This is a genomic window from Streptomyces sp. NPDC051219, from assembly GCF_040682335.1.
Lineage (GTDB): Bacteria > Actinomycetota > Actinomycetes > Streptomycetales > Streptomycetaceae > Streptomyces.
The window spans coordinates 1-23,989 of the sequence record NZ_JBFBAS010000053.1; the positions used below are offsets into that span (position 1 = coordinate 1).

At 68.4% G+C, this 23,989-nt stretch carries 21 protein-coding genes and 7 pseudogenes; 16 read left to right on the forward strand and 12 right to left on the reverse strand.

Features of this window, described 5'->3' with window-relative positions:
• Window positions 1–95 precede the first annotated feature (95 nt).
• Genes AB0M62_RS32465 through AB0M62_RS32475 form a run of 3 tightly spaced genes read left to right on the forward strand, consistent with a single transcriptional unit; the run spans window position 96 to window position 2,261 of the window.
• Complete coding sequence (locus AB0M62_RS32465; RefSeq protein WP_366077934.1) at window positions 96–578, forward strand: transposase; 483 nt, start codon at window positions 96–98, stop codon at window positions 576–578.
• Between the two features lie 15 nt (window positions 579–593).
• Window positions 594–827, forward strand: coding sequence for a tyrosine-type recombinase/integrase (locus AB0M62_RS32470; protein ID WP_366077954.1), 234 nt, complete (start codon window positions 594–596; stop codon window positions 825–827).
• Window positions 828–887: 60 nt separating this feature from the next.
• A complete protein-coding gene (locus AB0M62_RS32475) occupies window positions 888–2,261 on the forward strand; it encodes an IS1380 family transposase (RefSeq protein WP_366077935.1) in 1,374 nt (457 codons plus the stop codon).
• 157 nt (window positions 2,262–2,418) lie between these two features.
• Here the strand turns inward: AB0M62_RS32475 and AB0M62_RS32480 are convergent, their stop codons facing one another.
• The 3 genes from AB0M62_RS32480 to AB0M62_RS32490 form a co-directional block, all read right to left on the reverse strand.
• A complete protein-coding gene (locus AB0M62_RS32480; protein WP_366077936.1) occupies window positions 2,419–3,159 on the reverse strand; it encodes a hypothetical protein in 741 nt (246 codons plus the stop codon).
• 69 nt (window positions 3,160–3,228) lie between these two features.
• Window positions 3,229–4,038 (reverse strand): hypothetical protein, encoded by an 810-nt coding sequence (locus AB0M62_RS32485; protein ID WP_366077937.1) that lies wholly within the window; start codon window positions 4,036–4,038, stop codon window positions 3,229–3,231.
• Window positions 4,039–4,882: 844 nt separating this feature from the next.
• On the reverse strand, window positions 4,883–5,704 hold the full coding sequence (locus AB0M62_RS32490) for a hypothetical protein (protein ID WP_366077938.1): 822 nt from the start codon (window positions 5,702–5,704) through the stop codon (window positions 4,883–4,885).
• Window positions 5,705–7,046: 1,342 nt separating this feature from the next.
• On the opposite strand from AB0M62_RS32490, the pseudogene AB0M62_RS32495 reads away from it, so the two are divergent.
• The 7 genes and pseudogenes from AB0M62_RS32495 to AB0M62_RS32525 form a co-directional block, all read left to right on the forward strand.
• A pseudogene (locus tag AB0M62_RS32495) lies at window positions 7,047–7,280 on the forward strand (DUF6308 family protein); the annotation flags it as partial.
• Complete coding sequence (locus AB0M62_RS32500) at window positions 7,271–7,690, forward strand: DUF6308 family protein (RefSeq protein WP_366077955.1); 420 nt, start codon at window positions 7,271–7,273, stop codon at window positions 7,688–7,690. The pseudogene AB0M62_RS32495 and the gene AB0M62_RS32500, both read left to right, overlap by 10 nt.
• A 91-nt stretch (window positions 7,691–7,781) precedes the next feature.
• A pseudogene (locus AB0M62_RS32505) lies at window positions 7,782–8,165 on the forward strand (helix-turn-helix domain-containing protein); the annotation flags it as partial.
• Between the two features lie 196 nt (window positions 8,166–8,361).
• The gene (locus tag AB0M62_RS32510) at window positions 8,362–8,760 is read left to right on the forward strand and encodes a transposase (protein ID WP_366077956.1); all 399 of its coding nucleotides are present in this window, start codon (window positions 8,362–8,364) and stop codon (window positions 8,758–8,760) included.
• A gap of 266 nt (window positions 8,761–9,026) precedes the next feature.
• Window positions 9,027–9,467 (forward strand): annotated as a pseudogene (locus AB0M62_RS32515) (helix-turn-helix domain-containing protein); the annotation flags it as partial.
• A gap of 221 nt (window positions 9,468–9,688) precedes the next feature.
• Window positions 9,689–10,901 (forward strand): annotated as a pseudogene (locus AB0M62_RS32520) (IS110 family transposase).
• Window positions 10,902–10,948: 47 nt separating this feature from the next.
• Window positions 10,949–11,644, forward strand: a pseudogene (locus AB0M62_RS32525) (transposase); the annotation flags it as partial.
• A gap of 284 nt (window positions 11,645–11,928) precedes the next feature.
• On the opposite strand, the gene AB0M62_RS32530 reads toward AB0M62_RS32525, so the two are convergent.
• The 5 genes and pseudogenes from AB0M62_RS32530 to AB0M62_RS32550 form a co-directional block, all read right to left on the reverse strand.
• A complete protein-coding gene (locus AB0M62_RS32530) occupies window positions 11,929–12,225 on the reverse strand; it encodes a hypothetical protein (RefSeq protein WP_366077957.1) in 297 nt (98 codons plus the stop codon).
• Between the two features lie 244 nt (window positions 12,226–12,469).
• Window positions 12,470–12,613 (reverse strand): annotated as a pseudogene (locus AB0M62_RS32535) (hypothetical protein); the annotation flags it as partial.
• A gap of 18 nt (window positions 12,614–12,631) precedes the next feature.
• Window positions 12,632–13,291 carry a class I SAM-dependent methyltransferase gene (locus AB0M62_RS32540; RefSeq protein WP_366077939.1) on the reverse strand — a complete coding sequence of 220 codons (660 nt, stop codon included), beginning with the start codon at window positions 13,289–13,291 and terminating at the stop codon, window positions 12,632–12,634.
• Window positions 13,292–13,353: 62 nt separating this feature from the next.
• Complete coding sequence (locus AB0M62_RS32545; RefSeq protein ID WP_366077940.1) at window positions 13,354–13,839, reverse strand: hypothetical protein; 486 nt, start codon at window positions 13,837–13,839, stop codon at window positions 13,354–13,356.
• Window positions 13,840–14,091: 252 nt separating this feature from the next.
• The gene (locus AB0M62_RS32550) at window positions 14,092–14,274 is read right to left on the reverse strand and encodes a hypothetical protein (RefSeq protein ID WP_366077941.1); all 183 of its coding nucleotides are present in this window, start codon (window positions 14,272–14,274) and stop codon (window positions 14,092–14,094) included.
• A gap of 118 nt (window positions 14,275–14,392) precedes the next feature.
• Between AB0M62_RS32550 and AB0M62_RS32555 the strand changes: the two genes are divergently transcribed.
• The 4 genes and pseudogenes from AB0M62_RS32555 to AB0M62_RS32570 all read left to right on the forward strand — a co-directional run bounded on the left by AB0M62_RS32555 (window position 14,393) and on the right by AB0M62_RS32570 (window position 17,733).
• On the forward strand, window positions 14,393–15,154 hold the full coding sequence (locus tag AB0M62_RS32555) for an XRE family transcriptional regulator (protein ID WP_366077942.1): 762 nt from the start codon (window positions 14,393–14,395) through the stop codon (window positions 15,152–15,154).
• A 345-nt stretch (window positions 15,155–15,499) separates the two neighbouring features.
• Window positions 15,500–16,081: a hypothetical protein gene (locus AB0M62_RS32560; protein ID WP_366077943.1), complete on the forward strand. Its 582-nt coding sequence runs from the start codon at window positions 15,500–15,502 to the stop codon at window positions 16,079–16,081.
• 958 nt (window positions 16,082–17,039) lie between these two features.
• Window positions 17,040–17,186 (forward strand): annotated as a pseudogene (locus tag AB0M62_RS32565) (helix-turn-helix transcriptional regulator); the annotation flags it as partial.
• Window positions 17,187–17,565: 379 nt separating this feature from the next.
• Window positions 17,566–17,733, forward strand: a complete 168-nt coding sequence (locus AB0M62_RS32570) for a hypothetical protein (RefSeq protein WP_366077958.1) — start codon at window positions 17,566–17,568, stop codon at window positions 17,731–17,733.
• A gap of 309 nt (window positions 17,734–18,042) precedes the next feature.
• On the opposite strand, the gene AB0M62_RS32575 is transcribed toward AB0M62_RS32570, so the two are convergent.
• Together AB0M62_RS32575 and AB0M62_RS32580 are read right to left on the reverse strand one after the other, a co-directional pair.
• Window positions 18,043–18,579: a hypothetical protein gene (locus AB0M62_RS32575; protein ID WP_366077944.1), complete on the reverse strand. Its 537-nt coding sequence runs from the start codon at window positions 18,577–18,579 to the stop codon at window positions 18,043–18,045.
• Between the two features lie 195 nt (window positions 18,580–18,774).
• Window positions 18,775–19,089, reverse strand: coding sequence for a hypothetical protein (locus AB0M62_RS32580; protein ID WP_366077945.1), 315 nt, complete (start codon window positions 19,087–19,089; stop codon window positions 18,775–18,777).
• A 1,050-nt stretch (window positions 19,090–20,139) separates the two neighbouring features.
• On the opposite strand from AB0M62_RS32580, the gene AB0M62_RS32585 reads away from it, so the two are divergent.
• The gene (locus AB0M62_RS32585) at window positions 20,140–20,967 is read left to right on the forward strand and encodes a hypothetical protein (RefSeq protein ID WP_366077946.1); all 828 of its coding nucleotides are present in this window, start codon (window positions 20,140–20,142) and stop codon (window positions 20,965–20,967) included.
• 293 nt (window positions 20,968–21,260) lie between these two features.
• On the opposite strand, the gene AB0M62_RS32590 is transcribed toward AB0M62_RS32585, so the two are convergent.
• Window positions 21,261–22,505: a hypothetical protein gene (locus AB0M62_RS32590; RefSeq protein WP_366077947.1), complete on the reverse strand. Its 1,245-nt coding sequence runs from the start codon at window positions 22,503–22,505 to the stop codon at window positions 21,261–21,263.
• A 9-nt stretch (window positions 22,506–22,514) separates the two neighbouring features.
• Here AB0M62_RS32590 and AB0M62_RS32595 point away from each other — a divergent pair, with 9 nt between their 5' ends.
• The gene (locus AB0M62_RS32595) at window positions 22,515–22,832 is read left to right on the forward strand and encodes a hypothetical protein (protein ID WP_366077948.1); all 318 of its coding nucleotides are present in this window, start codon (window positions 22,515–22,517) and stop codon (window positions 22,830–22,832) included.
• 47 nt (window positions 22,833–22,879) lie between these two features.
• Here the strand turns inward: AB0M62_RS32595 and AB0M62_RS32600 are convergent, their stop codons facing one another.
• The gene (locus tag AB0M62_RS32600; RefSeq protein WP_366077949.1) at window positions 22,880–23,887 is read right to left on the reverse strand and encodes a hypothetical protein; all 1,008 of its coding nucleotides are present in this window, start codon (window positions 23,885–23,887) and stop codon (window positions 22,880–22,882) included.
• Between the last annotated feature and the right edge of the window lie 102 nt (window positions 23,888–23,989).

A 23,989-nucleotide genomic window follows, 5' to 3' on the forward strand; every position in this document is an offset into this window, starting at 1 on the left:
AACGGCCGTCTCATCCGCACCGCGCCGAGCACCTACAAGATCACTCTCCCTGATGCCTTGACACCGCCAACAGGGCCTTAACTTCGTGGCATTGGATGCTGGACGCGATCCGGTACCTGGTCGCGGGCGGAATCTCGTGGCGGGCGATGCCCGCGGACTTCCCCGACTGGGGTCGGGTGTATGCCTTCTTCCGCCGCTGGCGCGAGCACGGGCTGATCAACGAGTTCCACGACCGGCTGCGCGGCCGGGTCCGTGAGCGGGAGGGACGCGAGGCGGAGCCGACGGCGGGGATTATTGACGCACAGTCCGTCAAGGCAGCCGCATCAGTGCCCACAATCTCGCGGGGCTTCGACGGCGGGAAGAAGATCAACGGCAGCGGCATCGAGGTCGCCGACCTGCTGATGACGATGCGCCCGGCCGGACGGCACCGATCGTCGGCCACCTCCTACAAGCCGTTCCTGCGGCACATCGCCTCCGGCAAACCCGAGCGGACCCGGACGATCAAGCTCAAGAACGGCCGGAAGCACCCCCGCGTCCTGACCGCCGCCCAGGTCCAGAAGATCCTGGACGCCTGCTAACGCCTGCGGGACCGGCTGCTGTTCGCCCTGCTCCTGGACACCGGGGTCCGTATCGGCGAGGCCCTCGGCCTGCGGCACGACGACATCGCGATCGCCGAACGGCAGGTGACCGTGGTGCCGCGGCAGAACGACAACCGGGCTCGGGCGAAGTCCGGCCGGTCCCGCAGCATCCCGGCGAGTGCGGAGCTAACCTCGCGCTTTCGCGAGTGTGAGTGTCCGAGGCTTGATCAAAGCGAGGAGTGCCTCTGACCTGGGACGATGGGACTTGTCTAGGGTCCTGTTCGTCGTCAGGAAAGCTGCACTCCTCAGGTGAAGAAGAGTATCGGGTCGTACCCCCGTGTCCGTGTCGAGGGCGGTGGCCGCGGAGCGGTCTCGCAGGCCGGGGCCGTGCTGTTGGTGGAGACGGTCCGCAAGAGCGGCCTGGATACGGCGATATCGGCGGCGTTGGCACCGTGGCGCAAGACGCGGACGGTGCATGATCCGGGCAAGATCCTGCTCGATGTGGCGCTCGCGGTGGCGCTGGGCGGGGACTGCCTGTCCGATGTCGCCATGCTGCGGGCCGAGCCGGCGGTGTTCGGGGCGGTGGCCTCCGACCCGACGGTCTCTCGCCTCATCGACACGCTCGCCAGCGGGAAGCGCGCGCTGACCGCGATCCGCCGGGCCCGCGCTGACGTCCGCGAACATGTCTGGGCCCTGGCCGGCGACGCCGCCCCCGACAGCGGCGGACAAGTGATCGTCGACCTGGACGGAGTGCTGGTGATCGCGCACTCGGACAAGCAGGACGCCGCGGCGACCTGGAAGCGGACGTTCGGCCACCATCCGATCATGGGGTTCGTCGACCACGGGGCGGATGGTGCCGGTGAGCCGGTGGCGGGCCTGCTCAGAGCGGGAAACGCGGGCAGCAACACCGCCGCCGACCACATCACCGCCACCCAACTGGCCCTGGCCCAGCTCCCGAAGAGGTTCCGGCGCGGGCACCGCACCCTGGTCCGCACCGACTCCGGGGGAGGCACCCATGAGTTCGTCAACTGGCTCGCGGCGCGGGGCCGGTGGCTGTCGTACTCGGTCGGCATGACCATCACCGACGCCATCCACCAGGCTGTGCTGAAGGTCCCGGCATCGGCCTGGACGCCGGCCGTCGAGCCCGGCGGCGAGGTCCGCGACGGCGCCTGGGTGGCCGAGATCGACGGGGACTGCCTGAAGGGGTGGCCGAAGGGGATGCGGCTGATCGTCCGCAAAGAGCGCCCGCACCCCGGAGCCCAACTCCGCTTCACCGACGCCGACGGCATGCGCCTGACCTGCTTCGCCACCAACACCCCCGGCGAGGCGATCGCCGGGCTCGAACTGCGCCACCGCCAGCGCGCCCGCTGCGAGGACCGCATCCGAGACGCCCGCTCCACCGGCCTGCGCAATCTTCCCTTGCACGGCTTCGCGCAGAACCAGATCTGGCTGGAGATCGTCCAGCTCGCCCTGGACCTGCTGGCCTGGATGCCGATGCTCGCCCTGACCGGCAAGACCCGCCGCTGGGAACCGAAGAAACTTCGCCTCCGCCTGTTCTCAGCCGCCGCACAACTCATCACCACCGGCCGCCGCCGCTACCTCCGCCTCGCGGCGCACTGGCCCTGGACCGACGTGATCAGCGCAGCGGCCGACCGGCTCCAAGCCCTGCCGAACCCAGGCTGACCAGCACCTTCGAGTCCCTCCGAGCAGCATCACCCCACCGGAGCAGTGGAACCCGGCGCCCACCCGACGCGACAGCCGGGCCAGCAATCACACAACCAGGCCAGAACAGCGAAACGGCCCGACGGAAGAACCGACGGACCGTCATGCAAGATCGAGGTTAGGGTGTCGTGCCCGGTGGTTGCAGGATCGGGTTCCAGGCGAACCAATCCAGGTTCTCGGCGCCCAGTTCCCACGGGGACTCCAGCAGCAGTTTCCCGGTTGCCTCAAGGTCCGCGGTGATAGCAGCCGGAGCAGGGCCGATACGGGTCATCAAGTCGCCTCGTGTGCGCAGGAAATCCTCGTCCTCGCCGCGCAGTCGCCGCATCGCCGCGTCCACACAGGCAGCCCATTTCGGCATACCGTAGTGGTCGGCGTGAGTCCCGAGCTGAGGAGCGCCGACGAAGACAAGGAAGTCGTCAGGCGGCAGTCTCTTCTCGAAGTGCCTGAGCATGTCGATGCGCTGTTTCACGTGCTTCTTGATCTCTCCGAGGAATCCCCAACCGAAGTCCGTCAGGGTCCCCTCGCATCCCGGCCAGACCATGTCCCGGTCCAGGACCAGGTCCTCCAGTTCATAGAGACGGAACTGGTCGTCGGAGCCCAGGGCTTCGAACGCCTGCCGGGTGAGCCAGGTATTGCGGGCGAACATCGTCCCGTCGTGCAGTGCCTTGCGCCGGCCGGTTGGACGGGAGGCGTGCGCGTCCTCGATCGGGCCGTTGCGCCACACGGCCTGGACGAGGCCGTGGGCCGCTGCCCACCGCAGTCCGTCCTGCGCCTCGAAGACGCCCATCTCCTTGAGGCGCTGTCGTGCCCAGTCCAGCGCATCCTGGATGTCCTCGTCCACCGGCTCCCTCTCCCCCATGGTTTCCCACTCCTCCTCTTCCCCTTGGTGTTCCTGCCCAGCTGTGCGATGGAGCGCTCGTAGGAAGGGTCAGATCGTACGCGGCCTCGCCGACGCCTTGGCGTCGTCTTCTGCGACAGCCGTAACGTCCGCCGGGCCGCTCTCAGACAGACCGGACCGTCGGAAGGCTGCGCCGAGCGCGTGCAGTTCAGCGCGACGGACCAGCATGAGTTCCTCTGGCTGGCACAGAGCGGTGTCCAGGACCCACACCCCGCGGCGGAACGGCTGGAAGCCGATGCTCTCCCACAGTGCGGCGATCTTCTTCTTCGCCTGGCGGCGATAGGTCTCCGTGGCCTGCTCGCGGTCCTTGGGGTACTCGCCCATGGCGGGGAACGCCGCTACCGCACAACAACCACCGGACAGACGGCGGATCGCCTCAGCGGCCAGGACGGGGCCCAGCCCGAAACCCCTCCACGCCGTGTCGAGGCTGACACGGTCGAGGATCAGCAGATCGCCGACGGGGTGGGTGACCGCCTTCTCGAACGCGGCACTGTAACCCGTGCGGCCGGCTCGGCCGAGAACAGCCGAGACGATGACCTCGAGATCGCCGGATTCGGCATCTGCGACCTCCCATCGGTTGCCCCCTGTGTAGTCACGCAGCCTCCACAGGATCAGGTGCCCGATCTCGGTGCCCGCGGCCGGAGCGCGGCTATCCCCGCCCTCTTCGTCCTCCCACTCCTCGTCACCCGCCGTCCCGTAGGTGATCGCGACGTACCAGGACTCCAGAGTGTCCTCGTAGTCGTACGGTACTGCGGGATGTCCGTGACCGTAGTGCAGGTGAAGACGGCCGGGATCGCCCGGGAGTTCAGTGACCGGCCGCTTGGGCCTCGCTGATGCCATGCCTCAGAGACTAGGAGCGGGCACTGACAACCCAGCGGGAAACGGTACGAACAATACCGTGAGAAAAGACCTCAATTGACTGAGCACCACCGCTGTTCCGCCTGATCGCGCATCGATCCGCGTCGTCAGTACATCGAAGAACGGCTTCCTCGTCGAAGGTCCGTGGCGGGTCGGCCGGCGTCGTTGAGCATGCGGAGTCCTGCCCGCCCGCCGTTGGAATTGCCCGTGCCGGTCCTCACGGCCCCGCCCGTGCTCGGCAGCACGGCTCGCGCCCACCGGAAACCGCAGTCTCGTCAAACTTTCCGTCGTGGAGGGTGCGCTCCGCCTCGGCGGAGCCTGGTGCCGAGGCAGGGCCGCCTGCGGCACCAGGCTGGGACGACTCCGGCCGTACTCCTGATCCCGTCACGGGGCCCGGAGTCTGGCCCGCGCACTCCATGTCGGCACGGGCTGTCAGGAGCCTGGGCCCCGCCCGGGTCGGCAGGGGCGCGGTCCTGCATCTGCGCCGGAGGACGAGTGCGCCGCCTCGCGGGCCCAAATCTGGCTTGGCCTCGCCTGTGAATCTCGCCTCGTGGCGCACCGTTCACCGGCATCTGCCGTGCCCGCTGTGCTGGCGCCGGGCGACGCCCGGGCCGCCGAGTGGGCGCAGGGCCTGCGGATGCCGGAACTGCGGGACCTGCTGGAGGTGGCCGCGACCGCCGAGGATGTGGCACGGGAGGGTGCCCGTATCGTCTTCGACTGCCCAGCGCTGGCGTCGAGGCCGCGGACCGTTCTAAGGGCGGTTCTTCGACGGGTCCGACGAGCTGGCTCTCCGACCGGGGCTCAGCCCACCGCGGTCGCCCCCTCGTCAGTCGCTCCCCTTGTCGTGGGGCAGCACACCTTCCGCTCTCGGGATGGGAACGTGGCCGCCGTCGGCTCGAATGTTCGCGACAAGCCTCCCGAGTTCGGCCAGAGTATCCTCGCCGAGCAGCGAAGGGTTCGCCTCGAGCATCAACGCGACGTACTCCCCGATGCGCTGGGGCGTGAGGTCGTCCGTCGCCCCCACCTCGACCGGACCGTCCTCCCCCTCGTCCACGACCCGGGCGTTGCGCACCAGCCGTAGCTGCCCATCGCTGTAGATCCTGGCCATCACCGCAGCAGACAACCGCTTCCGCGCCTCTGCGCCGCTCATGGTCTTTCGCTGATCGCCTGAAACGCTGACGGCTTCCTGCAGGTCCTCTGCGACCTCTGCCCGGCGGTCACTGGTGCGACTTCGCACGCTGGTCCACTTCGCCTTCACGGACGGGAGCGCCTGGTCGTTCCACTTCGTCTTCATTGCCGGAAGCGCTTGTTCAGACCACCACTTCCTGACGTGCGGCGCGGCCTTCTCCGCCACTTTGAGGCCGATCTGGAGGACGACCTCGGCGAAGAACTCCGCGTTCTCTCGACGCTCCTGCTCCCGGGCCTCCGATTCGTACTGGTCAGAGTCGGGCCAGCCCTGCGGGCACGCTGCCACCGGATCCGGCTCGTTCTCCTCCTTCAAGAAAATCTCGGCATTACCCCTCTCGTTGGTGTCGGGGTCACGTGTCATGCCGCGATGAGCGCCCGCGGTCTTACTCGACCGCGTGAAACGCGCACCCTTGCGGACTCTGACAATGGCCTCGTACTCGTCGTACTCGCTGCTGTCCATGCCCCCCCGCCTTCGGCCTGCGGCCGCCGCCCGCACCCCGGGAGCGAGCTCCCGACACTGTATGCCCGGGCGCCGACCGTCCGGCCCCGGTCGGTGAAAGGTCACCTCCGCGGGGGCAGAGGGAGCGTGGGGCCAGCCAGGCCGGGTTCTGATGAGGTGTACGAGCGGGCCGTGCACGAGCCCAACGACCTCGTCGGGGAGGTCCGTTGCACGGTCGAGTACGGAATGCACGATCCCCGGGACTCGGTGGAGATGGTCTGCGCGGCGAAGGAGACGACCCAGGCTAGGGTGACCGCGCTGTCGGGCCTGTGGTCCCTCTACACCCCGCAGGACGCCGCGACGGTCGCATCAGGGCTCTTCGTCCAGCTGCAGCACCACGCCGACGCCCTCCAGGAGTTCGGACGTGCGAGTCGGACGGATTGCCGAGCGCGGCGAGGCAGAGCTGCCCGCCCGGCGTGCCCGGGCAGCCGGCGAAACGTCCCGCGGGAATGGCCTCCGCACTCTGTACGCCGGGCGGCACGCCGCGAACGCTGGCTGGGTAGATGACGATGTCGGCCCCTTCGTCCTCCGTGGCGTCAACGTGCTGGGCTGCGGCGGGAGAGACGGGAGGTCTGTTGCTTGGCATCCAGGGCCTCGGCCCGTCGGTTGGCTCCACTCCAGAGGCAGCCAAATCAGCTGCGTGCGCGGCACGGAACGACAGCAGAGATCACTCCCACAGAGGGCAGACCACAGCCCACCGAGAAAGGGAAATTTCGCGACGATCACTACAATCCGAAACGATCACTACATTCGCAGCTCAGCGGCCTTCCCAACATCTCCGCCCTATGAAGACCCCTGCCCAGAGCAGCGCCACACCAGAGCACGAAATCCGGAAACGATCACTGTATCCACAGGTCAGGAAACTGCTAACTCAGTGATCAACAGCGGACTGTCACAGCACGCCTCGCCGACCTCGACCACGCTACCCAAGTCCTCACCGAACCAGCCCGCTTTGTGCGCCCTGGCTTGATGTAAGCGGACCTGATCGACGAGTTCACCCTCCTCCACGGCAGGCCGCCATTCGTACCTGCGCAGGGGCAGCCGCAACTGGTCCCAGGAAATTGCGGCTTCTGGACGAAGGTTACTTCGCGCGGAACGTGCGCACTATCGAAATCCTCGCCTATTGCGACCCCACGATTCCACTGTCCCGGCGCCCTCGGGATCTACAACCGCAGTCGGACTGGTGCTGCTGCGAACCCTTCCTCTCCGCCGCATCAGCAGTAGCATGCTCCTGATCAGCCACACGAAGATCCATTGGGGGGGGGAGTCATGGCCGAGCTCAATATTCCTGCGATCTATTGGAATGACAACGAAGCCGTGCGTCTTTTGGTGGAGTACTTCACGCGGCGGCGCGCCAAGGGCGACCTTGTACTACTCCGGGGCATACTTCGAGCGGCTCGGCGGCGGCGGTGACAATGAAGCAGACGCGAACCGTTTCACGAGCGACGACCTTGTCGCGATCACGATGCTTGGCGTCCACGTGCGTGGACATGGCGCGGTCGACCTCCTGACCGACCCGGACGGCCACTGGGCGCGACTGTTGTCGGCCATCCCGCGCAGCGCTCGGCTGGAGGATCCCGACAGCGCCCCGCTCGTTGCGGAAGGCGGCCAGCATGGCAGCTGTGGGAATGTCTCCGTAATGCCGAGAAGTACCCCAACAAGCCGGACGGAGTCGGGCCGGTCGTCGCGGGAAAGCTACTTGCCCGCAAGCGCCCCCGATTGATCCCGGTGTACGACATCCGAGTCAAGTCCCTCCTGGAGCGCCCGAAGGTGGACAACACCTTCTGGGCTGCGCTGCGTCAAGCGCTGCAGGCAGACGAGATGGCGCTGTACCGGCAATTGCTCCGGCTGCGCGAGAAGGCTGGAATCGGTGACGACATCGCAGCACTGCGAGTCTTTGACGTCATCGCCTGGATGCACGAGGGCGAGCGTCAAGCCGCAGCCTAGTAGCGTGTCGTTGCTTAATTTTGGGCTGTTTGGTTGGGATGGTGGCGTCCGGTAGAGGTTCCTTTTCTTCTGCCGGACGGGAGTTGGTGCGATGGGTTCGCAGAAGGAGAGGCCGGTGGTGCTGACCGCGGCCGATCGTGAAGAGCTGGTTCGGGTGACCACGACGGGGGTCCATCCGGCATCGGTGATCAGGCGAGCGCGGGTGCTGCTCGCGCTGGATACCTCTACGGGTGAGATCGGCTCGCAGGATGCGATCGCTGCCCGGGTCGGGGTCTCGGGCGAGACGCTGCGGCTGGTCGCCAAGCGTTTCGCCGAGACCGGTGGCGATGTTCACGCCACGATCGCGCGTAAGAAGCGCGACCTGCCGCCGGTGCCCTCGCCGGTGACGGGCGAGGTCGAAGCCCGGCTGATCGCGATGGCGTGCTCACAGCCACCCCAGGGCTATACCCGGTGGTCGCTGCGGCTGCTGGAGAAGCACGTCGCGCTGGTCGAGGACATCCCCGATCTGGACCACTCCACCATCGGACGGATCTTAAAAAACGGAACTGCGTCCTCATCTGAGGAAGTGCTGGACCATCCCGCCACGAGCGAACGCGGAGTTCGCGGCCCGGATGGAAGACGTCCTGGCCGTCTATGCCCGGCCCTACGACCCGGCACGTCCGGTGGTGTGCATGGACGAGAAGCCCTACCAACTCCTCGCCCATGCCCGCGACCCGCTGCCGGCCCGCCCTGGTCACGACGCGTGCCAGGACAGCGAGTACATCCGCTGCGGCACCTGCTCAATCTTCGTGTGGGCCGAACCACTGCGGGGGTGGCGTCGAGCCCAGGCCCTGCCCCAGCGGACCCGGATCGACTGGGCCGGCCAGGTCAAGCAGTTACTGAGCGTGGACTACCCCGACGCCGAGGCCGTGGTGCTGGTGATGGACAACCTCAACACCCACGGCTTCGCCTCACTGTACGAAGCATTCGAACCACAAGAGCCTTCGCCCTGGCCCAGCGCCTGGAGATCCACCACACACCCAAACACGGGTCATGGCTCAACATCGCCGAGATCGAACTCTCCGCACTGACCCGGCAATGCCTCGACCGCCGGATCGGCGACCTCCACACCCTCAACGCCGAACTCTCAGCCTGGCAAAACGCCACCAACACCGACCAACGTCAGGTGAACTGGCAGTTCACCACCCACGACGCACGCATCAAACTGCGCCACCTCTACCCCAAACATTAGCCGCGACAGTCTACTAGTGCCGGATCAGGCAACGTTTGCCCTGTTGTGATGTGACGCGCCGTCCGGGTGCTGTGCCGGGCGGCGTGTGGCCATCACCCTGTCGGGGTGGCAGAACGAGTACGCGTACGTGAGATCGATGACGATGAGGGGCGGCGGCTGCTGCGGATCATCCGCAGGGGCACCGGGTCGGTGGTGACCTGGCGGCGGGCCCAGATGATGCTGCTGTCTGCGCAGGGCATGCCGGTGGCGAAGATCGCCGAGGTGTCGTTCACCAGCGATGACCGGGTGAGGGACGTGATCCACAACTTCAACGCCGACGGCTTCGAGTCGCTGTATCCGAAGTACAAGGGCGGCCGCCCCAAGACGTTCACTCTGCCCGAGCGACGCGAGATCAAGAAGATCGCGAAGTCGAAGCCGACCGAGCACGACCTGCCGTTTTCGACCTGGAGCCTGACCAAGCTGGCGGACTTCCTGGTCGCCGAGGGGGTGGTCGACGACATCAGCCACGAGGGCCTGCGCATCCTGCTCCGCGAGGAGGGCGTCTCCTTACGTTGTTGGTGGGTTGATTCCGGTCACTCGTAGGATCGGGAAACCCAGGGATGTCGGGTGTGGCTGTGCGTCTCCAGCCCGTCGGTGGCTTGAAAGGATTGGCCGCCTGGCATCCCGCGACGACTCGACCACTCATTGGGATGCGCGCGACAAGATCGCTTGGTAAGGACACGTTGGCGAGGTCGTCTGCAGGGACCGGTGCTGGAACGACTTCGGAGGTGGCCGTGCCCGAACTGTGGGCCGGAACGGATGCGGGCAAGGCAGAGCACCACTGCACGGTGATCGACACCGGCGGAAAGCGGAGACTGTCGAGGCGGGTCGCCAACGACGAGGACACGCTGCTCCAGCTGATTGCAGATGTTCTCGCGTTGAGCGAGGGCGAGCCGGTGACTTGGGCGATCGACCTCAACGCCGGCGGAGCCGCGCTGATGATCGCCCTTCTGACTGACAACGGACAGAAGATCCTCTACATCCCCGGCCGGACCGTGCACCACGCCTCCGGCTCCTACCGGGGCAACGGGAAGACCGACGCGAAGGACGCCTTCGTCATCGCCGACCAGGCCCGCATGCGCCGCGACCTGCAGACCATGCACCGGGGGGACGACATCTCCGTCGACCTGCGGATCCTCACCTCGCGGCGCCTGGACCTGGCGGCTGACCGAACGAGGGCGATCAACCGGATGCGGGCCCAGATGCTGGAGTACTTCCCCGCCCTGGAACGAGCCTTCGACTACAGCACCTCCAAGGCCTCGCTGGTGCTGCTGACCGGCTACCAGACTCCCAGCGCCCTGCGACGCGTTGGCAAGAGTCGGCTCGCGGTCTGGCTGAAGAACCGCAAGGTCCGCAACTTCAACGTCGTCGCAGCCGCCGCGGTCGCGGCCGCCGAGGCTCAGCACGCCGTCGTTCCCGGGGAGAAGCTGGCCGCCGCCGTGGTGGCCAAGCTGGCCAGGGAGGTGATGGCCCTCGATGAGGAGATTGCTGAGACCGATGCCCTGATCGAGGGCCGGTTTCGCGAACACCCGCACGCCGAGGTCATCCTGAGCATGCCCGGCATCGGTCCCATCCTCGGCGCCGAGTTCATCGCCCACACCGGCGGCGATATGAGCGTCTACGGAAGCTCCGACCGGCTCGCCGGTGTCGCGGGCCTGGGCGCCGGTCCCGAAGGACTCGGGACGGATCAGCGGCAACATGCGCCGGCCACGACGCTACTGCCGACGCCTGATGCGAGTCTTCTACATGTCCGCCATGGTCGCTGCCCGGTGCTGCCCCACCTCGAAGGCGTTCTACGAACGGAAGAAGGCCGAGGGCAAGGGGCACCAGCAAGCCGTCATCGCACTCGCGCGCCGTCGACTGAACGTGCTGTGGGCCCTCATACGCGACGGCCGCACCTTCGAAATCACGGCGCCCCCGAACCCCATTCCACTGGGCTGACACGCTCACAGTGAGTAGCCAGACCGGCTTGACAACTTCATTGGGAATCCTTTCAACGCCTGAAGACCTGGAAGACCTCCCGCGATCCGGACTACGCGGCCAAGAAGGCCCGCGTCGAGCACCTCTACGCGATCGCAGACGGCGAGGTCATACCCGAGGAAGGTGAGCCTGAAGTCATCTTCTGCCTGGATGAGTTCGGGCCGCTCAACCCGATGCCCCACCCGGGCCGCCAATGGGCCGAGCGCGGCGGCAAGCACAAGAACCCCGACCGTGAACCACGCCGCCGGCGCCGGGCGACCTACAACCGCTACGGCGGGGTGCGGCACCTGTTCGCCGCCCTGGACCTGGCCAAAGACAAAATCTACGGCCACATCAAGCCGATCAAGAGGCGGACGCAGTTCCTGGAGTTCTGCCGCTACCTGCGCAGCCTCTACCCGGACAACGTCCGCATCGCGATCGTCTGCGACAACTTTTCCCCGCACCTGACCACGAGGAAGTGCCAACGGGTCGGCACCTGGGCGGCGGCGAACAACGTCGAGATCGCCTACACCCCAACGAACTCCTCCTGGCTCAACCGGATCGAGGCCCAGTTCACGGCCCTGCGCTACTTCACCCTCGACGGCACAGACCATGCCGACCACAAAGAACAGGCGAGCATGATCCGCCGCTACATCATCTGGCGAAACCGCCATGCCGACGACCGGCGCCTACGCGCCGTCGTCGACAGGGCGAACGTTGCCTGATCCGGCACTAGTCAGCAGCCGGGCAGATGTGCATCAGCTCGCTGAGCAAGCCAGCACCGTGCTGGAATTGACGAGCATGATCATACGAACGGATGACAGAGCCGACATGCTCGAACGCGGTAAGGCAGCCCAGGCAGCCTGCGATGCCTTCGTAACCACGGCCAATGCCGTTCTGCACACCTGAGATTGAGCACCGTTCATCGGCTCGGTCGCCGCGGCGGGGGTGCCACTCCCCACCGCCAGTGGGGCGGCCTCGCCCCGGAGGGGGCGGGCGGCCGAGGGCGTCAGCCCCAGGTGACGCGCAGACCCCGGGCCCGGGCGTACTCGGCGAGCTCGTACAGCCGCGCCCCGGTGTAGCCCCGGGAGCGGCCGCAGTCGGTGAAGCGGCCGTCCGTAACGGCGGGGCGCCCGGCGTCCTCTGGGTCCAGGGCGAGCGCGAGCAGGACGCGGCCGAGGAAAAGCTGGGCATCCTTGTCGCCGTACAGCTCGGCATATCCAAGCGTGCCCAGCACGCGGGCAGCGTTGGAGTTCGCCATGTTCACCGGCTCGCCAGCGAGTTCGGCGGTGAAGGTGACCGACATGCTGGGCTCCCCTCGAAGGGTGGGTGTTTTCGGTTGCGGGGGGCGCCACTCCCCCGCCGCCGGGATGGGGCGCAGCGGGCGGGCCGCACCCGGGGGCCGGAGCAGCCGTGGGGCTGCTCCGGCCGTGGTTCTCAGAGCTCTTCGAGGCTGGTGAGCAGAGCCAGGACCTTGTCCTTGCTGAGCGCACCGTCTCGCCCTCGGCGTCCGCGCCGCCGGTCAGCAGGACGGGCCCGTGGTAGTCCTGGTAGGTGAAGCCGAAACGGAACGCCAGCACCGTCGCCAGCTTGTTGACCGGGTGGTTGTAGAGCCCTTCGTCGTCCAGCCACATGTCCAGCTGGCTGGTGAGCCCCACGACGTCCACCCGCTCACAGCGGATCACGGAACGCATGACCGCGATCGAGGCGCCTCAGCTGTGGGCGCGGACGAGCAGCGTGCCGATTCTCCGCGGGCCGGGCGGGGCGGGCAAGACACGGGCTGTGGCCGCAGTAAAGCCGTGCTGGTGCAGGATCTCCACCCACCGCGCGGGTCCGTAGTCCCAGCGCTTCACGACGAGCGGGTCCTCGTCCTCGGACCGGTTGATGTACGAGGCCTGGCAGCCGTAACAGCCCTCGATCGCCGGCCGCTGGGAGAAGGCGAGCACGCCGCCGGGGCGCAGCCGCTTGCGGATCGCGGGCAGGAGCTCCGTCGGGTTCGTGAACCAGGCGGCGCCGAACACGGAGTAGATCGCGTCGAAGTGCTCGCCGCTCTCGGTTAGGAAACGGACCGCGTCCGTGCGGTGCAGCACCAAGCCGGCGTCCGCCCAGCGCGCTTCGGCGGCCTTCAGCTGGGCGAGGGACACGTCGACGCCGACCGCGCGGGCGCCGAGTGCGGCGATGTGGGCGAGGTTGCCGCCCTTGCCGCACCCGAGGTCCAGCACGGTCGCACCGGGGCGGATGCCGAGGACTTCGGCGCCGGGGCCGTGATCGGCGTACTGGGTCCAGTTGAACCAGGTTGTCTCGCCGCTGGCGTTCGTCGCCCGCCGCTCGGGCTTCTGCTTCGAGTAGGTGTCCCACGCGGTGTTCGTCACCTGCTGCTCCGTTCGCGGGGCCAGCCGCCCGGCATACCGCCGGGCGGCTGGCGGGCTGGTGCCTACTTGCTCTTCTTGCCGCCGTTGGGGCTGTCGCTGCACCCAGCGTGGCACTGGGAGCACTCGCCCATCTTGGCGGCTGCAGGCCACAGGTCGGGGTCGATCGTGAATCCCGCCTGGGTGATGGCGGCGAGGGTGCGCTTGAGCGCCGCCTCTGGTCCGCCGTCGGCCTGCTGGCCGTCCTCGGTGGGGACGTGGTGGATGAACCGCCCGGCGACCTGCTCGCAGAAGAGGGCGTAGTCGACGGTGTGGAGGATCCAGGTGTGCCAGCCGATGTCCACCAGCTTGCTCGGCGACAGTTCGTCCCCGGAGCGCTGGGCGCTGGCGGCCAGGAACGCGGCGGCCTGGGCGACGATGCGCCGCGCGGTGGCCCGGTCGATGTCGGGGTGGTCCTTGGTGATGCGGGCGCTCAGGCTCTCCATCACCTCGGGGCCGACGAGCGTGGCCGGGTCGGTGGAGCCCACGGGACGGTCTAACGCGATGGTCATGCTTCCTCCTTGTGGACGACGCCCTCGGGTGAGGGCCTTACCCGTCCGCGCCGGGTCGAGGGGTGCACCGGCGCGGACGGGAGACGGTGGGGTGTTGCTGCGGGCTACTGGCAGTCGGTGGGGTCGGCGTGTATGACGACGCGGACGTCGGGGCCGGACATGCGCGGCACCCAGTGGATGAGCCGTCGGCGGCGTGCCGGCCGCACGCGGAGCAGATGCCGGTGCCACGCTCGGGCCGGTCCCACATGGGGCTCACCGTGGGCTCGTTCCGGTGCAGCGCGGGCATGCGCAGGGCGGGTAGGCGAGGGACATCGGCGGCCCTTCGGAGGCCGGGAGGACGCGCGCCACGGCCGGGGTCCGGTCGAAAGTGCGCGGGCCGACGCGGTACACGCTGATGGTCATGCCCGGGTGTGTGCCGTTACGTGTGGTCGTCACGGATTTACCATGGACCGAGCACAGAGAGTTGCGCGGCGTCAGTGCGGGCGTCAAACCGGCGACACACGGGGCGTCATTTCGGTGTCATTCCAATGGAGTTGGAGCTACCGTTTCCCTCATGGCCACACCGAACAGCGCCCTGCGAGCGGTCCGCCTCGGCCTGCTCATGTCCCAAGACGACTTCGCCCGCGCCGTGCGAGATGCCGGCACCCGCGCGGGCCAGCCCAACGACGCCAACAAGCGCCTCGTACAGCGCTGGGAATCCGGCGTCACCACCGCCCCCCGCCCCGTGTACGCGCGCGCCCTGGAATCCGTCACCGGCCTGCCCATCGAATCCCTCGGCTTCACCGGCACCATGCCCACTGCCCGCGTCTCCGAGGACGGGCACGGCGGCCACGACGTTGAGACCTCCGAGAACGGCATCGCCCCCGCGGCCGCCACGCAGCAGCCCGAACCGCAGAGCGCCCACCGCAACTACAGCGGCGTGTGGCTCAGCCGCTACGAATACTTCAGCTCGGGCCGCGACTCAGCGTTCACAGGGCAGCACTACGTCGTCGTGCTGCAGCACGGCAACCGGCTGACCGTGCGCAGCCTGCCCGGATCATCGGACAGCCCGCTGACGATGGACCTGGAGATCGACGGCCACGTCGCCACCGGCACCTGGACAGAACAGACCGCGACCGACGGCTACTACCGCGGCGCCAGCTACCACGGGGCGATCCAGCTGCTCGTCGAGCCGACGGGCCGGCGCATGACCGGCAAGTGGGTCGGCTTCGGCAAGGAATTCGACGTCAACACCGGACCGTGGGAGCTCGTATTCCAGAACGCCTCGACGAACAAGGCGACGCTCGCCGCGTACAACAAGCGGCCAAACGCCTGACCCCGGCCGCACGGCCGCGTCCCCCGCCTGCCAAGCGGAAGGGCGCGGCGTCGGCCGCAGGCCAGGAGGCCAGCCACCACCAACCGCCCACACCGAACCCGCCCCGTGCTCGGGCCAACGACTCCGCGGGCGCTTAGGGCGCCTGACGGCGCAGCCGCTCCCGCCCCAGCGGATCGAATCCATCGCCTCCCCCGGCGACCCCGACTAGGACCGGTTCCCCGACCTCCCACGCACCTGACCCACCCCAACCCCCGGCGCCCGGGCCACGGGCCCGCCCGCACCAACGCGACCACCCACCCGGCCCGCCAACGGCAGGACCAACACCGCAGTCCGCTAGGTGAATGCGTGCCGGCCGAGTCTGTCGACCTCGCCCGCGGACGGCACCGCACCGAGCGGCGATGGCCCGCATCCACACGGCCGCCGGGCAACCCCGCCCTGCGCGCCCTGGCCCGATCGCCCGCAGCCGCAGGCCGGTTCTCCCACAGCCCGCTCCACAACCCCCTCACCGGCCGCCGGGTGCCCACCGAGGACCTGCTCACCGCCTTCGCCGACGCCTGCGGCGCCGACAAGGACGCGGCCACCGCGCTGTTCGACGCCCGCCGCCGGATGCTGAACGGCCCGGCCCGGCCGGCGCTCGTCCGCTACACCGGATGCTGCGACCACCTCGACAGGCCGGACCCCGAGTACGACCTGGAGGGCAGGCGCGGCCCTGACTCCCTCCGGCGCGCGAGCTCGACTGGACTGGTACGAGGAGCAGCAGCGCGACGAAGCCGAAGCCGAGCACTACCGGCGGCACGCATGGATCTACGAGCCCACCGACGAACCCACCCCCCGCACACACCAGCACCTGACCACGGACAGCAGACCCCCGTCACCAGGCGCAGCCCGCGCACGGCAGCCGGGCGGCAGACAGCGGCCGGCGGGTAGCAGAAGACGGCCGGACCAGGCGACCGGGCAGCGGGCGAGCGGCGGCCCGACACACGCGCGGCACCGGGCGGGCCGAACCGGGGCCGGACGCACCGAAGGCCGGCACCGAAGGGTGCCGGCCGGGCGCTGGGCGGGCGCGGGCCAACGCGCCTGCCGCTTTCCTGAGGTTCGGGCTTGCGACCAGTCGCCGTCAGGAGAACACCCGCCGCCGAGCAGCCGGTGTCGTCGCTGCGCACTCTTGTACTGAAGGGGCCAAGACCGCAACCGAGCGGGAACGAACACTGGGCCGCGAACTCGGGCGCCGAACGGTCACCAAGCGTCTGCCTGACTGGGCCGCGGGGGCAGTGCCGCAACATTCTGGAGCGCCCACCAGATTTCCCGGGTGGGACTGGCAGGAATTCCAACAAGGACCAGCGGAACATCCAGTAGGCCAGAAAACGGCGTAACAGACAAAAGGCCAGGAGGGTCGAGCGGAGGGTACCCCGGGCGTGGAAAGCTGAGCGCACCGCGCAGCCCCGCCACGCCGGCAGGGCCAACTGCCGCAAAGCTGCGCTCGCTTGCGACCATTCAGCCCGGGTCCCGGCCATCGGCCGGGACCCCTTCAGGACGGAGTCATGCTCTCGTGAACTAGCTTCCTTCCCCTCACCCGCCGGCCGCCGATGCTGCGTCCCGCGGGCGCCTGGGGCCTACGCACGCCCTGATCCTGCTGATCGCCTTCCTCGCGCTCGGGACCCTTCTGTTTCGCGAGGGGACACCGATCGGCGACGTCTTCACCCTGCTTGGCGGCTGCGGGGCTATCGGTGCGGCCACCCTGGCCGCCGCCGGCGGCGGGCGCCGCCTGGTTGCCGTCCTCGTCGAAGCCGCCGTGCGCTCCGGCGCGGGCAAGTAGGTGCTGCCCGTGTCCCGTTCCCGCGCCCTTCGCGCCGCGCGCCTGCCCTACGCCGACTTCGCCATGTACATGGCCGCTCTTCGCAAGGCCGTCGGGTTGTCCCAGCGCGACCTCGCCGAGGCAGCATCCGTCTCCCGCGGCACCGTCCAGAATGCCGAGTCCGGCGCCTCGGTTCCCTCCCTCGCGACCCTGAATGCCCTCCTCGACGCCTGCCGGGCCTCCGCGGAGTCCCAAGTCTGCGCGCACAACCTGCGCAACCGGGGCCGGCGCAAGCACCGCGACCGCCTGGGCGACCTCGGCGCGCCGGCCCCGTCTCTCATCCACAACCGGTCCGGATTCAGCGCCGCGCTCGCCGCGGCAGACGAGAAGGCCGGCGCCCCCTCCCCAAGCGTCTTCAAGCGCCCCGGACTGGGGCGGGCCCCCATCCCCCGCACCGCCCTCCGTTCCTGGCTCGCCGAGCGGCGAACACATTGGCCCCACACACTCAACCGGCATGTCCTGGTCTCCCGGCAGACGGCGAACGGCACCAGTCGCGTCAGCGCGTACTTCCTTAAACGGCAGCTCACCCTGCACGGCGTCAGCCTCGACAGGGTTCGTGCCGACCGCGTTCTCGGGGAGGCCTTGGCCACAGGAGCCCGACCCACTGCACCTGACCGCGATCTTCGACCTCTCCGAGACCACTGCAGTCAATTACGCGACCCTCGCCCGCCAGCTCCTCCACGATCCGACCGACCAGGTGCCCAACCTGTCGGGCGCCGAGTAGACCTCATTGGCGACGCAGGGTTGTCGTCAGGGAGGCCACCCAGTCCTACGGCGGTTCGGCCCTCGGCGGTTCGGGCGAGGCAGATCTGTCATGTGGCGCTACTCCGCTCAGGTGGCGGTCGGCCAGCCCGGGAGCTTCGGCGACCACGCGCCGCAAATCCGTGTTGGCGCCTCGTCAGCCATGACTCACAGCTACGAGAAAGTCATGAAGATCTCATCCCGGTTGTCACCTGCGGCAAGCCGAAGGCCACCCCACCAACGGCCCTTCTCCTTATGCGGATCTCAGCAACCCGACCCTGGCTTGGAGAGGCTAACGGCCGTGTGCCCGCTTGCTCTTCGAGCGGCGGACCGTGGCCTCCAGCAGAACGTCCACCAGTTCGGTCTTGCTGGTCCTGGTGAGTAGCCGCTTGGGCACGATCAACAGGCCGACCTTCCAGCCGAGGCGGCCGGTAACGACGTAGACCCGCTCCGTCTCGTAATAGCGGTACATGGTGCGCCACGGCACCCGCATGAGTTCCTCGGAGCCTCGGGAGACGACGCAGCCGGCGGCGTCGATGACGGCCTGCTTCTCCCCCGTGGCCTGGTCGGCACGGAACATACGGCCAGCGAGCATCGGGGGCAGGAATAGGCCGAGCGCACCGTAGACAAGGGCGAGCGTCAGCAGACCCGCGTTGATCGGGTCGCCGTTAGAGGAGGGCTTCAGGCTCAGCGCCGCCATCAGGGCCGCGGCCACGACAATGAGCCAGCGCAGGTGTCGGAACCATCCGGTTGCTGCGAGGGCCTCGTCGAACTCCTCCCGCGTCAGGATTCCGCTGTAGGTGATGGTCGTCTGCCGTATGTCGTCCACGGGCGCGGAGCCTACAGGTCCGCGCCTCGCCCGCCGGTACCTGGTCGGGAACATAGGTCCGAATGATCTGAGCCTGAGGTTCGGCATCAGACCTCATTTCAATTGGTGAGCCTGCCGTGGCAGACGAGTATTTCTGCCCTGTTCTCCGAAGGCTCCTTTAACTGGGCTGCGGATGCCGTTGGCGGTGGGGTTCGGTCAGTCGCTCTCCCGGTAGTTCATGAACCAGTGTGTGTCGAAATAGCGGGCCATCGTGAACGGGTGGTGCGGGTCGATGAGGATGCGACAGACGAACTGCGAGGCCTGGTAGCCGAAGGGGACATCCTCGCCATCAAAGGACCGGACAACGACGGGCCAACGGTCGGGGTCGTCGCCGTCGGCCCGCCAGCAGTACAGGTCCTCGTACTCCGTGCCCGCCCAGATGAGTAGCCCGTCTTCCCTGAGATCCGTCCACGGCTCCTGGTTCAGGCTCAGATATGCGTCGAAGGCGCCCTCGCCGAACGTTTCGACCATGCGCTTGTAGTCGGTCGGGAGGCGCAGTTCCCAGGCGCGACTCCACCTCCGCCCAGTTCACGTCCGGCCGCTGGGCGGACTGCGTCCAGCCGGTGATCCGTATGAGCCGCTCCATCCAGTCGACGTCCTCGTCCTCGTCCGGAGCGACCGCTAAGGGTTCGGGCACCTGCCTCTGAGCGACCACCAACACCGACTGCTCGACGCCTTCGTCGTCTCGCGCCGTACCCGTGCCGACCCAGCGGCTCGCAGCTCCAGCATGTCGCGTTCCGGCTCCGGGCGACCGGAGCCGCCGACGTCCGCGGACTCGTCCTCGCCCGCGTTCCCTGGAGCGGGTGAACACCGACACCGGTCCCACAGCCAGGCACCGGGCTCCACAACGGCACGAAACGCAGCAATCTGCGAGATTGTCGGATGAGCAGTCCGTCGCCGAGGTACGTTGTCGAGCAGTCCCCCCTGGACGCCGCGTCCCGCCGGGCGCAGGCGCGGCCGGCGGCGGTGTACGCGCTGTCGCCTGGTCGGCGCGCCGGACGGCTTCCAGTAGCTGCAGGCGGTCGTTCCTCGGTATGGGGCCTGACCAGGCACCTCGTCGCCCTCGGCCTGTGCGTCTGTGTGGGGATCCTGATGGCTCTTCAGGAATCCCGAAGGTTCATCGTGATCTATGCGGATCTATCGCTCCCGTCTGCCGGGCTGACCTGCGGCAACGGGAGATGAAAGCCAGGACGGACCCGCGGGATGTCGCATACTACGCGGGCCAGGTGCTCGCGTCGCTCGAGGACCGGAAGCCCGGAGCGGTGCGGAAGCCGGGGCGGCGACTGCGGTCGGTGCCGGCGGCGTGAACCCCTCGCCGTTCGCCCCTGGCGCGCAGACTTGTAAAGTCTGTGATCATCACAGGATCTTCACTGGGGGGCGGGGTGGACCAGCGCGAGGCTGCACGGAAGGTAATCGTCGATCCGGGGCTGCCGGAGGAAGAGCGGCGGGTTTTCGCTAGGACCCCCGGGCCCTGGCTTCCCCCGGGGGACGGGCGCCTGCGAAGCGAGGCGGATCCCGCAGTTGCGCTTCGAGATCGACCAATGCGACCGTGAACTGAAGGAGGCCCGTCAGGAGTACGTGTTCCAGATCGCCGGGTCGGTGGGCGTGGCAATCGTCGCCGCCCTTGTCGGTTGGGGCCTGATGTGGTTGTCCGGATTCTTTCTCGCAACCTTCTTCCACTGGGCCGCCGGGATCGCCTTCGTGGCCGCAGGGGGCGCGGTGCTCGTCGGCGGCATCTGGGTTTACCACCTGCCAGGGGACCTGCGGCGGCCGTTCGTCATACCTGGCCGTCGTAGGGGGCATTACGTGCGTCTGTGTGACGTCGCGGGTAGGGAAGGCGAGCTGCTGAAGCGTGCTCTTCTAGCCGCCGATGCCGTAAGGAAGTCCGCCGCGCAGCGCGAGGGCGTCATCGACCGTGCGCGGAATGAGACGGAGCTGCCGCAGCTGGTGTGGGAGATCGCCGTCCGTGCACAGGCGGTCTCCCGGGTGGCGGTACGGCATGAGCGGTTCGAAGCTACGGGCAACGCGGTCGTGGGTGAGGTGCTGGCCAGGCGGGCGTCCGTCGTGGACGAAGGCCGGGCCGCGTTGGAGAAGAGCGTCGGCGCGTTGGAGGAGTACGCGGCGCGTGTGGGCACGATCGACCAGCTCATCGCTCTGCGCGAGGAAGCCGAACGGGAGGAGCTGGAGGTGCCGGGCTACATGGACCTGCTCGCCTCGACAGCAGCAGCGGACGCAAGCATCGATGCCGTGGATGCCATCACCAGGGAAGCCGACGCTGCGGCGCAGGTCCTAACGGATGTCCTGAAGGACCACTACGACACGCGTGGCGTCCCTCGGCCCGCCGAATGAGCCACCCGGGGAACCTTTGCAGGTCAGCTACGGGGGAAACAGTCACGCCGGGCAGAGCGTGAACGCTTCGCCGCGATGTGGACGGGCTGGCCGCCGGTGCTTGCGAGACTTGGCGCCCACCGCCGGATGGGTCGCGATAGTCGGGGTCCAGGTCGACGTTGGCCGTCTGGGTGTCGCCGTGGACGGTGAAGACAGTGGCCCAGGACGCGGTGTGCATGGAGTCGGCGGCGGTCCGCAAAAGGCATCGACACTCGCCGCCTCCCAGACCGACTGGGGGCGCGCGGAGCCCGATCTCAGCCGGCCGAGCCCTTGGGGAGCCAGTCCGCGAAGACCTCTGAGAGGCGGTCCAGGTCCTCGGCCGTGACCGTGACGAGACGCAGGCGATGGTGGCGGGCCAGTTCACGCTTGCGCGCGACCTTCGCTGCGTACGCCTCTTTCGTCATCAGGCCCAGGGCTTCGACGAATGTGCCGTCCGCCAGGCGCCAGTCCGCTCGCAGGCCGGTCGTGTTGAGTTCCGGGTGGCGCGGGTAGGCGGGCTCCGGATCGTGAGCCACACCCCAGTGGTGGAGGAAGTCGTCCACGTGCCGCTCGAATAGGGATCGGCACAGGTGCCCGTCGGTGGCCGTGGTCGCCGTGCCCATCGACGTACGCACCCCATCCGTGAGCAGCCCCGCGTACCCCAGCCACTCCGTCCAGGTTCGGGCTGGGCGCGCCGGCCGTGCGCTTAGCAGCGTGGAGCCAGGGCGCGGCACCAGGAAACGGCAGAGCATCGCCTCGTCGATCACGTCGGGGTCCTCAAACGGAACACAGACGCGGTCCAGTTGGGCGAGGGACGGCGGCCCGGAGAACTCGATCTCCGCGAGCCTGCGCAGCGCGTACACGATCGCTTCGGTCCAGGCGCCGTCCTCGCCGTTGTCCCTCAGCACCCCGTTCCTTGCGAGGGCGCAGCAGCCGTGGCAGCAGAAGAGCCTCGGGCGTGCCGATTGGGCGGAGCGCCCGCAGAGTCGGCACGGCCCGCGCTCCGCCGGATCAACGGGGGTGCCGAAGAGTGAGTCAAGAGCGCGCCGGTAGTACGGGTTCTGCGCCGCGTCATCGATGAGCGGCGGCAGCAGGTTCCCGGCCGTCGCCGCGGCCCGCGCCGCCCCGTCGTAGGGCTTCACGTTGAGCCAGCGGCGGTGAGGCTTCGGAATCAGCCGCTGAGCGGCGGCCGTCACCCGGCTGGAGCAGCTGACCGGGCTGCTCTCGGTCGGCGCGACCGCGGCCCGGAGGTTGTGGCGCTCCACCTCTTTCCGCGGCGCGCCGCAGGTCACGAGCAGCGGCTGCACTCCGTGCCGGCGCAGCAGCACCGTCAACGGCTCGGCGAGCGGCGCGGCGTATACGGTGAGCGTGCCCGAGTCCGGGTCGAGCCAGCCGACTTCGGGAAGCCCGTCCCGCGACATCCCCGGCTTCGGGAGCCGGATCGACCAAGCGCCTGCGCCCGCGACGATCAGCGCGTCCGGGAAGCTGCCGAGGGCCTCCAGGTCTACGGGCGCGTCCACGTCCACCCCGTGCTCGCGCAGCGCGTCGAGCGCTTCGGCGCGCAGCAGGACGTCGTTCCACTCACCGAGGCCGGGGTGGGGCAGGAACTCGAGGATCGCGTCGCGGAACCATCCGGTGAGGAGCGCGTCGTCTTCGGCGATGCGGTCCCGGCCAACGCTATCGACGTGGCGGCCGACTGGCAGCGGTGGCCTCGTTCAGGGGCATGGCGGCAGAGGGGCGCCAAGAGCGTGGTGGTCATGTCCGTTCAACAAGTGCCGCTCACTGGCCGTACCGCCGAACGAGGGAAAGCGGCCCGTCACGGCCGAAGCCCCGGGCACCAAGACTGATCCCCGGGGCTCCAAGGCGTTACTACACGAGCGTGCCCAGGGCCTGCTCAGCCATCTGAATGCCGACCTGGGCGGCGGCCGTCGCCCCGGCTTCCACCAGCATGGTCTTGACCTGGGTCGTGAACTGCCGCATCCGGCCCGGCTCGAGGTTCGGCGACGTCGCTTCGTCCCACGCGGTCCGGGTCGGGCATGCCCAGGGTGTTGCTGATCTGGCCGACGTAACCGGCCAGCTGGACGAACGCGCTCGGGTCGATGCCGGCAGTGTTGTTCTGGGTGACGTTCTGCTGCTCGCCGATGATGACGCCCTGCGCGTTCGGCAGGAAGTTGTTATAGGTGGTGCCGGGGCGCTGCTGGTTGGTGTGGTCCTGCACGCTTCCTCCTGACAGGGCACAGCTGACGCCCTGAGTGGTGATGGCGACCGTGACGGGGTCGGTGCCGATGGGTTCGATGAGGTCGTTCTCCGCCAGGTGGACGAGCGCCTGCTGAAGGTCGGCCTGGGGAATCTCGGCTCCGGCGAAGAACGACCCTGGAGTGGCGAGGAACAGGCCCGGGTCGGTGGGCGCCTGGTCGCCCGCGGTGTCGTACAGCCACCGGAGGAAGGCGTCCATCGTGTGGCGGAGACGAGCGGCGCGGTCCTTCTGCAGGTTCTTCAGGGTGTGCACGGCGACGCGGCCTTCGTCCGTGAGGTGAACGTGAGGCGCACCACCTCCGAAGGAGCGGGCGAGGTCCGCCATGCCGCGCTGCTCCAGCTGGAAGGCGAGCACAGACGCGTCTTCGGTCAGTTCGTGTTCTTCGACGAACTGGGTGACGTCGACGTAGTGCCCAGGGTGCTGCTGAGCGTAGGCGTCCAGCCACATCAGCAGCCGTGCCAGGTGGGCGCTGCTCTCGATCGCCCCGCCGTTCAGCGCGCCGCCTCCTGTCGTGGTTGTCTCGAACTGGACGGGCACGCGCGAGGGGTTTTGACGGGCTGCTCGCTCCAGGCTCTTGTTCGCTTCCTTGACCAGGCCCTTGGCCCACTTATCGAGTTCACGCCGATTGATGCCGTTGCGGGCCACGTTGCCCCTCCTGTCGCAGGTGCTTGGGCGACAGGGTACGGGCGGGCACTGACAGTCCGGGGTGAGCGAGCATCCCTTCGCACTGGCATTCGCAAGCTAGGC

Coding starts and splice junctions, on each gene's coding strand:
- AB0M62_RS32580 (WP_366077945.1), bottom strand. CDS start 19,089: ATGGTCGAAACGTTCGGCGAGGGCGCCTTCGACGCATATCTGAGCCTG.
- AB0M62_RS32510 (WP_366077956.1), top strand. CDS start 8,362: ATGGACGAGAAGCCCTACCAACTCCTCGCCCATGCCCGCGACCCGCTG.
- AB0M62_RS32485 (WP_366077937.1), bottom strand. CDS start 4,038: ATGGCATCAGCGAGGCCCAAGCGGCCGGTCACTGAACTCCCGGGCGAT.
- AB0M62_RS32480 (WP_366077936.1), bottom strand. CDS start 3,159: ATGGGGGAGAGGGAGCCGGTGGACGAGGACATCCAGGATGCGCTGGAC.
- AB0M62_RS32465 (WP_366077934.1), top strand. CDS start 96: ATGCTGGACGCGATCCGGTACCTGGTCGCGGGCGGAATCTCGTGGCGG.
- AB0M62_RS32530 (WP_366077957.1), bottom strand. CDS start 12,225: ATGTCGGTCACCTTCACCGCCGAACTCGCTGGCGAGCCGGTGAACATG.
- AB0M62_RS32555 (WP_366077942.1), top strand. CDS start 14,393: ATGGCCACACCGAACAGCGCCCTGCGAGCGGTCCGCCTCGGCCTGCTC.
- AB0M62_RS32545 (WP_366077940.1), bottom strand. CDS start 13,839: ATGACCATCGCGTTAGACCGTCCCGTGGGCTCCACCGACCCGGCCACG.
- AB0M62_RS32490 (WP_366077938.1), bottom strand. CDS start 5,704: ATGGACAGCAGCGAGTACGACGAGTACGAGGCCATTGTCAGAGTCCGC.